The 11,562-nt window shown below is 74.9% G+C and carries 12 protein-coding genes and 4 pseudogenes; 4 read left to right on the forward strand and 12 right to left on the reverse strand.

Annotated elements, in window-relative coordinates; genetic code table 11:
- Positions 1–2: 2 nt before the first annotated feature.
- The 12 genes and pseudogenes from U6N30_RS25765 to U6N30_RS25815 all read right to left on the reverse strand — a co-directional run bounded on the left by U6N30_RS25765 (position 3) and on the right by U6N30_RS25815 (position 8,242).
- On the reverse strand, positions 3–446 hold the full coding sequence (locus tag U6N30_RS25765) for a hypothetical protein (protein WP_324274504.1): 444 nt from the start codon (positions 444–446) through the stop codon (positions 3–5).
- Between the two features lie 61 nt (positions 447–507).
- The gene (gene hemB, locus U6N30_RS25770) at positions 508–1,485 is read right to left on the reverse strand and encodes a porphobilinogen synthase (protein WP_324274505.1); all 978 of its coding nucleotides are present in this window, start codon (positions 1,483–1,485) and stop codon (positions 508–510) included.
- Complete coding sequence (locus U6N30_RS25775) at positions 1,482–3,029, reverse strand: bifunctional uroporphyrinogen-III C-methyltransferase/uroporphyrinogen-III synthase (protein ID WP_324274506.1); 1,548 nt, start codon at positions 3,027–3,029, stop codon at positions 1,482–1,484. Before U6N30_RS25775 ends, hemB begins: the two co-directional genes overlap by 4 nt.
- Positions 3,030–3,090: 61 nt before the next feature.
- Positions 3,091–4,043, reverse strand: a pseudogene (gene hemC / locus U6N30_RS25780) (hydroxymethylbilane synthase).
- A pseudogene (locus U6N30_RS25790) lies at positions 4,040–5,388 on the reverse strand (glutamyl-tRNA reductase). Before U6N30_RS25790 ends, hemC begins: the two co-directional pseudogenes overlap by 4 nt.
- A 73-nt stretch (positions 5,389–5,461) precedes the next feature.
- Positions 5,462–5,935: a redox-sensing transcriptional repressor Rex gene (locus tag U6N30_RS25795; protein WP_324274509.1), complete on the reverse strand. Its 474-nt coding sequence runs from the start codon at positions 5,933–5,935 to the stop codon at positions 5,462–5,464.
- Positions 5,936–6,009: 74 nt separating this feature from the next.
- Positions 6,010–6,366, reverse strand: a pseudogene (locus U6N30_RS25800) (hypothetical protein); the annotation flags it as partial.
- A gap of 72 nt (positions 6,367–6,438) precedes the next feature.
- Positions 6,439–6,690: a glutaredoxin family protein gene (locus tag U6N30_RS34605; protein WP_422678144.1), complete on the reverse strand. Its 252-nt coding sequence runs from the start codon at positions 6,688–6,690 to the stop codon at positions 6,439–6,441.
- 92 nt (positions 6,691–6,782) lie between these two features.
- Positions 6,783–7,289, reverse strand: coding sequence for an AMP-binding enzyme (locus tag U6N30_RS34610; RefSeq protein WP_422677980.1), 507 nt, complete (start codon positions 7,287–7,289; stop codon positions 6,783–6,785).
- Between the two features lie 13 nt (positions 7,290–7,302).
- A pseudogene (locus tag U6N30_RS34615) lies at positions 7,303–7,812 on the reverse strand (AMP-binding protein); the annotation flags it as partial.
- Complete coding sequence (locus U6N30_RS25810) at positions 7,719–8,069, reverse strand: AMP-binding protein (RefSeq protein WP_324274510.1); 351 nt, start codon at positions 8,067–8,069, stop codon at positions 7,719–7,721. The gene U6N30_RS25810 and the pseudogene U6N30_RS34615, both read right to left, overlap by 94 nt.
- Positions 7,985–8,242 carry a hypothetical protein gene (locus U6N30_RS25815; protein WP_324274511.1) on the reverse strand — a complete coding sequence of 86 codons (258 nt, stop codon included), beginning with the start codon at positions 8,240–8,242 and terminating at the stop codon, positions 7,985–7,987. Before U6N30_RS25815 ends, U6N30_RS25810 begins: the two co-directional genes overlap by 85 nt.
- 339 nt (positions 8,243–8,581) lie before the next feature.
- Between U6N30_RS25815 and U6N30_RS25820 the strand changes: the two genes are divergently transcribed.
- From U6N30_RS25820 to U6N30_RS25835, 4 genes are all read left to right on the forward strand, one after another.
- A complete protein-coding gene (locus U6N30_RS25820; RefSeq protein ID WP_324274512.1) occupies positions 8,582–9,241 on the forward strand; it encodes a sigma-70 family RNA polymerase sigma factor in 660 nt (219 codons plus the stop codon).
- 115 nt (positions 9,242–9,356) lie between these two features.
- Positions 9,357–9,611 (forward strand): hypothetical protein, encoded by a 255-nt coding sequence (locus tag U6N30_RS25825; RefSeq protein ID WP_324274513.1) that lies wholly within the window; start codon positions 9,357–9,359, stop codon positions 9,609–9,611.
- Complete coding sequence (locus U6N30_RS25830) at positions 9,602–10,540, forward strand: DUF5667 domain-containing protein (protein WP_324274514.1); 939 nt, start codon at positions 9,602–9,604, stop codon at positions 10,538–10,540. Before U6N30_RS25825 ends, U6N30_RS25830 begins: the two co-directional genes overlap by 10 nt.
- Positions 10,541–10,839: 299 nt before the next feature.
- Positions 10,840–11,511 (forward strand): HAD family hydrolase, encoded by a 672-nt coding sequence (locus U6N30_RS25835; protein ID WP_324274515.1) that lies wholly within the window; start codon positions 10,840–10,842, stop codon positions 11,509–11,511.
- The last annotated feature ends 51 nt before the right edge of the window (positions 11,512–11,562 follow it).

Consider the following 11,562-nt stretch of genomic DNA (forward strand, 5'->3'; position numbering starts at 1 on the left):
GGTCACGGCCCCAGTGTCCCCTCTGATCCTGGAGCGCTGTCACGGGTGTCGGAGGTGTCGGCCACACGGACCATCAGCGCCTCGTACAGCCTGGCCGGGTCGCGGGTCGGCACGAGCACCGTGCGCCCGTCGGTGAACCGGAGCGGCAGCCCGGTGCGCCCACGGGGCAGCGACCAGCCCCCGCCGAGCACCGGGGCGCCGGCGTCGACCCCGGAGTCCACGGCCCGCAGGTGGTCGACGTCGATGTCGGAGAAGGAGACGAGCTCCCGCCCGACCGACAGGCCGGCCCCGCCCACCCGGACCGTCCACACCCGGAGCGCCGACAGGCAGCCGATCGCGACGACGCCGAGGACGACGACGAGGACCAGGACCCAGACGAGCGGAGCGATGTCCGGACCCGGCAGGACGATGTCCAGCCCGAGGAACACGGCGAAGGCCCCGGCCACGATCCAGAGCGGCCGCCACGACCCGCCGTGCTCGACGAAGTCCTCCCCACCTGCCCGACCATCAGCGCAGCAGGCGTGCCGCTTCGACGGCCCAGTAGGTGAGCACGGTGCCGGCGCCGGCGCGCCGGATGGCGGTCAACGTCTCCAGGATCGCCCGCTCGCGGTCGACCCAGCCGTGGGCGGCGGCCGCCTCGACCATCGCGTACTCGCCGCTGACCTGGTAGGCGCTCACCGGCACCTGCACCGCGTCGGCGACCCGCGTGATGATGTCCAGGTAGGGCAGGGCCGGCTTCACCATGACGGCGTCGGCGCCCTCGGCGAGGTCCTGGGCCACCTCGCGCAGCGCCTCGTCGGCGTTCGGCGGGTCCATCTGGTACGTCGAGCGGTCGCCGAACTGCGGGGCGCCCTCGGCCGCCTCGCGGAACGGTGCGTAGAAGCCGCTCGCGTACTTGGCGGCGTACGCCAGGATCGGCGTCTCGGTGTACGCGGCGCCGTCCAGGGCCGTCCGGATGGCCGCGACCTGGCCGTCCATCATCCCGCTGGGCGCGATGACGTGGGCGCCGGCCTGGGCCTGCGCGATGGCCACCGCCGCGTACCGGTCCAGGGTCGGGTCGTTGTCGACGACGCCGGCAGGGGTGACCACGCCGCAGTGCCCGTGGTCGGTGTACTCGCACAGGCAGAGGTCGGCCATGAGCACGAGCTCGTCGCCGAGGTCGGCCTTCAGCTGCTGGAGCGCGACGTTGACGATCCCGTCGGCGGCGTCGGCCTGCGAGCCCACCGCGTCCTTGTCGCCGGGGATGCCGAACAGCATCAGCCCGCCGATGCCGGCCTCGGCCGCCTCGTGCGCGGCCTTCCGCAGCGAGTCGAGAGTGTGCTGGACGACGCCGGGCATCGAGCTGATCGCGACCGGCTCGTCGATGCCCTGCTTGACGAAGACCGGCAGCACGAAGTCGGCCGGGGACAGCCGCGTCTGGGCGGTGAGCCGCCGCAGCGCGGGCGTCGACCGGAGCCGGCGCCCGCGGGCGAAGCCGTCACTCACTTCTCCGCCCCGTCCTCCGCGCCCTCGCGCAGCGACAGGGCGTGCTCGGCGAGCGCGTCGACCAGCGGCCCGACAGCGGCGGTCTCCGGCTGCACGTCCACCCGCAGCCCGAACTCCTGGGCGCTGGCGGCCGTGGCCGGGCCGATCACCGCGACGACGGTCTTCGCGTGCGGCTTGCCGGCGATGCCGACCAGGTTGCGCACCGTGCTCGAGGAGGTGAAGCAGACGGCGTCGAAGCCGCCGCCCTTGATCGCCTCGCGGACACTCGCTGCCGGCGGGGCCGCCCGGACGGTCCGGTACGCGGTCACGTCGTCGATCTCCCAGCCGCGCTCCTGCAGCCCGGCGGCCAGCGTCTCGGTCGCGATGTCGGCTCGGGGCAGGAGCACCCGGTCGATCGGGTCGAAGACGTCGTCGTAGGGCGGGAAGTCGGCCAGCAGACCCTGGCTGGACTGCTCTCCGGCGGGCACGAGCTCCGGCTGGATGCCGAACGCGCGCACGGCTTCGGCGGTCTGCTCGCCGACGCAGGCGACCTTGACGCCGGCGAACGCGCGGGCGTCGAGACCGAGCTCGGTGAACTTCTCGCGGACGGCCTTCACCGCGTTGACGGAGGTGAACACGATCCAGCCGTAGCGACCGGTGACCAGGCCCTTGATGGCGCGGTCCATCTGGGCGGGGCTGCGCGGCGGCTCGACGGCGATGGTCGGCACCTCGACGGGCACGGCGCCGTAGGCGCGCAGCCGGTCGCTCATCTCGCCGGCCTGGTCCTTGGTGCGCGGCACCAGGACGCGCCAGCCGAACAGCGGCCGGCTCTCCCACCAGGACAGCCGGGCGCGCTTGTCGACGGCGGTGCCGACGGTGGCCACGACCGGGCCGCTGAACGAGTCCAGGCCGGCGGTCTTCTCGGCCACGGCGGCCAGCTTGGCCACCACGCTCTTCTGCGCCGTCCCGGATCCGCCGGTGGTGACCACGACCGGCGTGCTGCCGGACAGGCCGCCCTCGACCAGCCGGACGGCGGCGTCGGGGAGGTCCTCGGCGGTGCCCTGGAGGACGAGCGTGCCACCGGTGGAGCTCACGGCGCCCGCCAGCGCGCTCACGTCCACGCCGCTGCGCAGGTCGGCGGTGACCGCGGTGCCGCCGGTGGCGACGCCCGCGTACGCCGGGACGGCGGTGGACGTGGCCACGCCCGGCACGACGTCGAAGGGGATGGAGGTGCGGCCGACGGCCAGCGCCTCCTTCACCACGGCGTCCGTGGCGTACGGGTCACCGGCGACCAGCCGGACGACGACCGCGCCCTTCTTGGCCGCCTCGACGGCGACCTTGGCGACCTCGGCCGGCTCGCCCACCGCCGGGCTCAGCTCCGTGCCGGGGTGCTCCTCGCGGACGGCGTCCTGGACCGCGACGGAGACGTCGGGGTCGACGAGGACGAGTGCCGCCCCGGCGAGCGCCGCGGTCGCCCGGGCGGTGAGCATGCCGGGGTCGCCCGGTCCTGCTCCGACGAAGACGACCCGGCCGGCGTGGCCTGCGGTCTTGCGGAAGCGCGTCATCGCGTGCTCCTGATCCCGGCCCGGAGGGCCTGTTGTTCGGGGGTCTGCATGGGGTGGCGGGTCATCGGCTGACCGCCATCAGCTCGGCCGCGCCGCGGTCGAGGAGCTCCTCGGCCAGCGCCCGCCCGAGGGCGGCGGCGTCCGGCAGGGAGCCGCTGACCGAGCCACGGACGGCATCGCTGCCGTCGATCGCGGTCACGGAGGCGCGGAGGAACAGTTCGGGGCCGTGCTCGCCCTCGGCGAGCTCGGCGTAGGCGGCCACCGGGGCGCTGCAGCCGGCCTCGAGGGCGGCCAGCACGGTGCGCTCGGCCGCCACGCAGGCGCGGGCCGTGGCGTCCTCGAGCCGGCCGGCCAGCTCGCGGCTGCGGGCGTCACCGGTCCGGCACTCGATCGCCAGCGCGCCCTGGGCCGGGGCCGGCAGCACCTGGATCGGGTCGAGGTTCTCGGTGATCGTCGCCAGCCGACCGAGGCGGCTGAGGCCGGCGCGCGCGAGGACGACGGCGTCCAGATCGCCCTGCTTGCCGTTCCCACCCACCCTGGCGAGCCGCGTGTCGACGTTTCCCCGGATCGGGACGACGTCCAGCCCGAGGCCGAGCGCACGCAGCTGGGCGACCCGGCGCGGCGCCCCGGTGCCGACCGTCGAGCCCGGCGGCAGCTCGCCGAGGGTGAGCCCGTCGCGGGCGACCAGCGCGTCGCGCGGGTCCTCGCGGACTGGCACGGCGGCGATCGTCAGCCCCGGCTCGGCCGCCGTCGGCAGGTCCTTGTAGCTGTGCACGGCGAGATCCACCTCGCCGGCCAGCAGCGCGTCCCGCAGCGCGGCCACGAAGACGCCCGTGCCCCCAGCTGCTGGATCGCGGCCCGCGAACGGTCGCCCTCGGTGACGATCGGCACGAGCTCGACGCGGACCCCGGTCGCCGCCGTGATCGCGTCGGCGACTGTCTGCGACTGGGTGGTGGCCAGCTCGCTGCCCCGGGTGCCCAGGCGCAGGGTGGTGGTGGCGGTGGAGGTGGTCACGACGCCTCCTCGGTGCGGAGGTCGGGATCCACGGTGACCGCGTCGGAGAGGTCCTCGACGGGCGAGTCGATCCCGAGGCCGAAGAGCGCCCGCAGGGCGCCCGCGTAGTCGGTCTCGCCCTGGGCGGCGGCCAGCTCCTTCACCCGGACGGTCGGCTCGTGCAGCAGCTTGTCCACCACGCGACGGACGGTGCGGGCGATCTCGCTCCGGGCACGGGCGTCGAGGTCGGGCAGGCGGGTGGACAGCCGCAGCAGCTCGGCCTCGACGACGTCGGCGGCCTGACTGCGCAGGGCCGACACCGTCGGGGCGACCTCGGCGGCCTGCCGCTCGGCCCGGAGCAGGGCGGTCTCGGCCTCCACGAGCGCGTGGGCGGCGGCGATGTCGTCGGCCGCGACCGGTCCGGCGGTCGGCCGGCCCGGGGTCGAGGCGCGCTCGCCCTGCAGGAGCGCGAGGTCGACGACGTGGACGCCGGGCAGGGCGGCCACGCCCGGATCGACGTCGCGCGGCAGGGCCAGGTCGACGACGGCCAGGGGCCGGCCATCCCGGCCCGTCATCGCCTCGGTCACGACGTCGGTGCCGACGACGAGGCCGGTCGCCCCCGTGCAGGTGACGAGGGCGTCGGCCGCGGCGAGCTCGACGGGCAGGTCGGCGAGGTCGGCGGCGCGGCCGCCCACGGCCGTGGCCAGGCGGGCGGCGTGCGCCCGCGTGCGGGTGCTGACGACGACCGAGGCACCGCGGCGGGCGAGCGTGGTCGCCGCGAGAGCCCCCATGGAGCCGGCGCCGACCACGAGGACCCGGCGCCCGTCGAGGCTGCCGACGGAGTCCTCGGCACGGTCGAGCGCGACGGAGACGAGGGAGGCGCCGGCCCGGTCGATGCCGGTCTCGGTGTGCACCCGCTTCCCGACCCGCAGGGCGCGCTGCGCCACCGGGTGCAGGGCGCGACCGACGGTGCCCTGCTCGCGGGCGAGGGCGTAGGCGGCGCGCAGCTGGCCGAGGACCTGCGTCTCGCCGACCACCATCGAGTCCAGCCCGGACGCCACGGCGAACAGGTGCGCGACGGCCTGGTCCTCGTAGTGCACGGTCACGTACGGGAGAGCTCCTCCACGGTGGCGCCGGCCTGGCGGGCGAGCACCCGGCTCACGTCGCTCACCCCGCCGTGGAACTTCTCGACCTCCGCGAAGACCTCGATCCGGTTGCACGTCGCGAGCACGAGCGCCTCGGTGACGTGCGTGCTCTCGACGAGCTCGTGGAGGGCCTTGATCCGGTCGTCGGCACCCATGGCGAACTGCTCCAGCAGGGCCACCGGCGCGGTCTGGTGGGACACGCCCACCGCGAGCAGGCTCATGAGTCCTCCTCGCCGGCGCTCGTCGGCCCCATTCGCAGACTGGCTCTGTCCAGGGCGGAACTCGCGAGCTCGTTCACGCCGGCTCCTCGACAGCCGTCTCCGGCACCATCCGCTGCTGGCCGAGGAAGGCCAGTACCTGCAGCTCCACGGAGAGGTCGACCTTGCGGACGTCCACCCCCGAGGGTGCGGCCAGCGTGACCGGCGCGAAGTTCAAGATGCTCCTCACCCCGGCCGTGGCCAGCCGGTCGCAGACCGATTGGGCCACCTCGGCCGGTGTCGTGATGACGCCGATGGAGGCCTGCGTCGCCGCGACGACCTCCTCGAGCTCGTCCATCGCGCGCACCGTGTGCCCGCCGATCGACTGCCCGATCCGGGCGGGCGCGGCGTCGAACAGGCCGACGAACTCGAATCCGCGGGAGCCGAAGCCGGCGTAGTCGGCGAGAGCCGATCCGAGGTTTCCCATGCCGACCAGCACGCAGGCACGGGAGCGCTCGACGCCCAGCACGCGGGACACGCGGTCGCGCAGGGCACGGACCTCGTAACCCACCCCCGCACGCCGCAGGGGCCGAGGTGGGAGAGGTCCTTGCGCAGCCCGGCCGGGTTGACGCCGGCCGCCGCGGCCAGTTCACCGGAGGAGACGGTGCTCCGACCGCCGTCGGCCAGAGCTGACAGCACCGGAGGTAGACGGCCAGGCGGGCGACGGTGGCCTCCGGGATCGTCCGGGGCCGCGGCTGGATCACGGGCTCTCCACAGCGGTCGCGCCCGAGTGGTCGAGGGCGCGGGGATCGGGAACGCGGGCGCAGGATCGCCCGCGTTCGCCACGGTAGCCGCTTGTGAACGCGGGAACAAAGTCGCCGAACCCCGCGGAGCCCGCTGACCGGCCCGTACGGGTGGCGCTGTGGTGGAGACCACCCTAAGCGACGCCCCACGGCCCCTCCCAGGCACCCCGCACCCAGCACCCCACACCCCGCCCCGCACCCAGGCATAGGTACCTATCCATGCGTCTGGGCACCGAGAACACAGGTATAGGTACCTATGCCTGGGTTCGCGTCAGGCGATTCCCAGATCCCGCCGCAGCCGGACGACGTCGACGGTGAAGTAGGAGTGCTCGCGACCGTCGAGCAGGACCACCGGCACCCGGTCCCCGTACTCGGCCCGCAGGTCCGGATCGGCGTCGACGTCGACGGCCTCCGGCACCAGCCCGGCCTCGGCACCGATGCGGGTCACGGTCTCGGCGGCCACCTCGCAGAGGTGGCAGCCGGCCCGGGTGAGCAGCTGCAGCCGCGCGGCCGTGTCAGGCATCGGCGACCGCCCCGGCCTCCTCGACGACGTCCTCCCCGTGCCGTCCCCGGTGAGACCGAGCTCCCGCAGCCGCGCACGGCTGACCTTCCCGGTCAGGGAGTGCGGCAGGGCCGACAGGAAGTGCACCGACGTCGGCACCTTGTAGCGGGCCAGGGACTCCGACGCGTGCGACCGGAGCTCCTCGAAGGTGAGCCGCTCCCCGGCCGGACGACGACGACGGCGCGGACCGCAGCTCCCGTGGTCGGGTCGGGGACGCCGATGACGGCGCTCTCCGCGACCGCCGGATGGGTGTCCAGCACGCGCTCCACCTCGGCGGGGTAGACGTTGAAGCCGCTGACCAGGACGAGGTCGCTGCGCCGGTCCACCAGGTGCAGGTCGCCGTCCGCGTCCCGGTAGGCGAGGTCCCCGTACCCAGCCACCCGTCGGCGTCCGGGCCGTCGGCGCCCTCGGGCCAGTAGCCGGCGAACAGGTTGGCCCCGCGGATCCAGATCTCCCCGGCCCCTCCAGCTGCTCGTCGTCCTCGGCGTCGTCGACCCGGCCGTCGTCGTCGGACGTGGCCGTGTCCCGCAGCTCGAGCTCCACGCCGGGGAGGGCGCCACCCATGCAGTTGGGCTTGGCCCGCCCCGTGGCCAGGGTGCTGGCCACGACCGGTGCGGCCTCGGTGAGCCCGTAGCCCTCCCAGAGGGTCACCGCAGCACGGTCCCGCATGGCCGTCCAGACCTCCTCCGGCAGCGGCGCCGCCCCGGAGGAGGCCATCCGCATCGCCGCGAACCCGCGGCGCAGCTCGGCGTCGCTGCCGAGCGCGTCGGCGAGGGCCAGCCAGGCCTGGTACATCGGGGGTGCACCCGGCACCGCCGTCACGTGCTCCTCGGCCATCAGCGCCAGCGACGCGCGCGGGTCGAACGTCTCCTGCAGCACCGCGCAGGCCCCGGTGGCGGCCACCAGACCGAAGCCGGCGTTGAGGCCGTAGACGTGGAAGAGCGGCAGGACCAGGAGCACGCGGTCGTCCTCCCGGACGGGCGGCGGGGTCATGGCCAGGCACTGCTCCTGGTTGGCCCGCAGCGCCGCGGCGGTGAGGATGGCGCCGCGGGGACGGCCCGTCGTCCCGCTGGTGTAGGCCAGGAAGGACGGCGCCTGCGGGTCCGCAGCGACCTCCGGCGGGGCCCCTCGGCATCCGGCGGGCCCGGGCAGACCGGGACGCCGGCCACCGGTGACCGGTCCGTGGCCGCGACGAGCAGACCCGCTGCAGAGTCGGTGAGGACGAACTCGAGCTCCGGATCGGTGTACGCGGTGTTCACCGGCACGACGACCAGTCCGGCGCGCAGCGCGCCGAGGGCGGCGCGCAGCCAGGCGAGCCCGTTGGGCAGCTGGATCGCCACCCGGTCGCCGGGGCCAGCCCCCGTCCGGCGAAGCCGGCCGCGGCGCGGTCGACGGTGGCGTCGAGCTCGGCCCAGGTCAGCCGCTGCTCGGCGGCCACCACCGCGGGAGCCTCGGGTCGGCGCCGGGCGGCGGCCCGTACGAGCTCGGCGAGCGACGTGCCTGCCTCTTCCACATCTCCTCCGTTGGAGCTGGTGCTTGTCGCCGCCCACCGGGAGGCACTTCCGTGTGCGATCCGGCAAGCTGGCGTGGACGGGCTGGGGCGATGTTGTCACCATGGGGCCAGCCCTGCAGCATCGCGCGCCCGTTCCCCGCCGGGCGCGCTGGGGAAGACGTCCAGGTAGGCGGGCCGGTACAGGAGGTCGATCGCCCGCATGCCCCCGCCCCTCGACGCTGAGCGGTCCCCTGCCGCTTCGCCGCCGACAGCTGCTCCCGCGGCCTCGCAGCGACCGTCGCCGCACCCGCGACCGTCCCCCGGCCCAGGCCCACGCCCTATCCGCGTGCGAGCGCGGAGGTGCTCGACGCCCCGAACGTGGCCGAGGACCGGTCCGCGCGGGAGGCCGCCGGCGCGGAGGCCCCCGGGACGGAGGCCCAGGCGCTGGGGGTGGCACTGCTGCCCGCCCCCGACGGCGTGGACGTCTGGGAGCTGGTGAGCCAGGCCCAGGCCGGCGACGCGGAGGCGTTCGGCCGGCTCTACGACCACTACGTGTCGATGGTCCACCGGTACGTCTACTACCGGGTCGGCGACCGCGCCACGGCCGAGGACGTGACCAGCGAGACCTTCGTCCGGGCGCTGCGGCGGATCGACTCGCTGTCCTTCCAGGGGCGTGACGTGGGCGCCTGGCTGGTCACGATCGCCCGCAACATCATCCTCGACCACGTGAAGAGCAGTCGGTACCGGCTGGAGGTCACCACCGCGGACATGCGCGACGCCGACCGCGCCACGGACGGCCCCGAGGACGCGGTGGTGCAACACCTGACGAACCGCGAGCTCCTGGCCTGCGTGCAGCAGCTCGGCAGCGAGCAGCAGGAGTGCATCGTGCTGCGCTTCATCCACGGCCTGTCGGTGTCGGAGACCGCCGAGATCATGGGCAAGAAGGACGGCGCCATCAAGGCGCTCCAGCACCGGGCGGTCCGCCGTCTCGCGGGTCTGCTGCCGGACGGTCTGCGATGACCGGAAATCGAATCGTCGGGGGCGTAACCGAATACCCTCGCCCCTCGTTGGGTCGGGTGCAGCGGGGTGGTAGGACCATGGATTCCTCCGCGGACACGGGGACCGGAGGCGGGGCATGAACGTGCGAGACCGCGAGGACGCCGTGGTCGCGCGGCTGCACTCCCTCGCGCCCTCTCTCGACGGCGAGCCCGACCCGGCCTTCCAGGCGAGGACCCGGGCCCGTCTGGTCGCCATGGCCGCCGTCCGCGCACCCGAGCCGGCCCCTGCATCCGGGCTCCAGCGGATCCTCGCCGTCCGTGCCCCCACGGCGCGCCGAAGCGGTGGCGCATCCGGCTCACCGCCGGCCTGGCCGGCGCAGCGATGGCCGTGACCGCGCTGGCCGGCCTGGTCGCCGTCGCCGACGGCGCCCGGCCCGGCGACGTCCTCTACGACCTCAAGCGCGGCACCGAGCAGACGCAGCTGGCCCTCGCCGGTGACTCGCGCGGACGGACGCTGCTCGACTTCGCCAGCACCCGGCTCGACGAGGTGGCGGCCCTGGTCGGCGAGGGTGGCACCGCCCTGCCCGCCACGCCCGCCGGCGACGACGGCGCGACGGTGTCGGCGGCCGCCGGCGACGCCTCCCTGGTGGTCGAGACGCTGCAGACGATGGACGAGCAGACGACCGACGGCGCCGCCTGGCTGACCGACCGCGCGGTCGAGACCGGCGGCACCGGCCCGCTGGAGGACCTGGCCCGGTGGACCACGGGGCAGGCCGGGGAGCTGGCGGACCTCCAGTCCCGCATGCCCGCAGAGGCGTCCGACGCCGCAGCGCAGTCCCTGACGCTGCTGGCCGGGATCAGCGCGCGCACCGCCGGCCTGCAGGCGGCGCTGGCGTGCCCGGGCGGTCCGGCCGTCGCGGGAACCGACGCCCTCGGCCCGGTGCCCGCCCCTGCCCCGCCCCCGTGCCCGTTCCTCCGGCCGCACCGGACAGCGGCACCTCCGACCCGAAAACCAGTGGTGCGCCCCCGTGACCACCCCGCAGGAGACCACCCCGGGGCTGCCGACGGTGCCCGCGCCCCCGTTCCCGGCTCGGGCGGCGGCGCTCCGACGCCGACTGCTCCGACGCAGACGTCCCCGCGGCTGCCGGCGCCGTCCCTGCCGCTCCCCCGCTGCCGCTGCCCGGCGGCAGTGGCGGTGGCGCCACGACCACACCCCCGCCGATCGTCAAGCTCCCGCCGCTGGGCCCGATCGAGGTGTGCGCGCCCCGCTGGTGACCATCGGTTGCTGACCCCCGGACTCCTGCCCTTCCGATCCCGCTAGGTCGGGGCACCGGGGCCCCGAGCCGGGTCGGCTGTCCATCAGTGGGAGGTCTGTCGTGCCGCGAGTGCCGTTCCGCGGCCGGGGTCCCGAAGCGCCGAGACGCGGACGGACGAGGAGACCCGCGCCCACGTCGCGGGTGCGGCCGCTGCCGCGGCGGCCGAGGTCGCGGCACCACCGGCGGTGCAGCCCGACCCCACCGGAGCCGCGTTCTTCGACGTGGACAACACGATGATGATGGGCGCGTCGCTGTTCTGGTTCGCCCGGGGCTGGCCGCCCGCAAGTACTTCTCCAGCCGGGACATGCTCGGGTTCGTCTGGCAGCAGGCGAAGTTCCGCATCGGCGGCAACGAGGGCAATCCCGACGACATGCTCACGATCCGGGAGAACGCGCTGGCGTTCGTCGCCGGCCGGCCGGTCACGGAGATCGTCGAGGCCAGCGAGGAGATCTACGACGAGCTCATGGCCGACCGGATCTGGGCCGGCACGCGGGCCCTGGCCCAGCAGCACCTCGACTCCGGCCAGCGCGTCTGGCTGGTGACCGCCACCCCGGTCGAGCTGGCCTCGATCATCGCCCACCGGTTGGGCCTGACCGGGGCGCTGGGCACCGTCTCCGAGATCGTCGACGGCAAGTACACCGGGCGGCTGGTCGGCGAGCTCATGCACGGACCGGCCAAGGCCGAGGCCGTGCTGGCACTCGCCGAGCGGGAGGGCCTCGACCTGGACCGCTGCACCGCCTACAGCGATTCCGCCAACGACCTGCCGATGCTGTCCCTCGTGGGCACCGCCGTCGCGGTCAACCCGGACACCGAGCTGCGGGCGATCGCGCGGGCGCGCGGCTGGACCATCCGTGACTACCGCACCGGGCGGAAGGCCGCGAAGATCGGCGTCCCGACGGTTGCCGCCGCAGCACTCACCGGCGGAGTGGTCGGCGGCGCGATAGCGCTGCGAAGGCGCGACAAACTCCCCTTCTGAGCTATGACACTGCGGTCCTCCGGACCGCACCGCGGCCACGTGCCGTCCCCA

It is taken from the genome of Blastococcus brunescens (genome assembly GCF_035320885.1).
Classification (GTDB): domain Bacteria; phylum Actinomycetota; class Actinomycetes; order Mycobacteriales; family Geodermatophilaceae; genus Blastococcus_B; species Blastococcus_B brunescens.

Bases quoted from the DNA above. Each gene is read 5' to 3' on its own strand.
- U6N30_RS34605 (WP_422678144.1), bottom strand. From the start codon at position 6,690: ATGCCTGACACGGCCGCGCGGCTGCAGCTGCTCACCCGGGCCGGCTGC.
- U6N30_RS25835 (WP_324274515.1), top strand. From the start codon at position 10,840: ATGCTCGGGTTCGTCTGGCAGCAGGCGAAGTTCCGCATCGGCGGCAAC.
- U6N30_RS25825 (WP_324274513.1), top strand. From the start codon at position 9,357: ATGAACGTGCGAGACCGCGAGGACGCCGTGGTCGCGCGGCTGCACTCC.
- U6N30_RS25830 (WP_324274514.1), top strand. From the start codon at position 9,602: ATGGCCGTGACCGCGCTGGCCGGCCTGGTCGCCGTCGCCGACGGCGCC.
- U6N30_RS25775 (WP_324274506.1), bottom strand. From the start codon at position 3,029: ATGACGCGCTTCCGCAAGACCGCAGGCCACGCCGGCCGGGTCGTCTTC.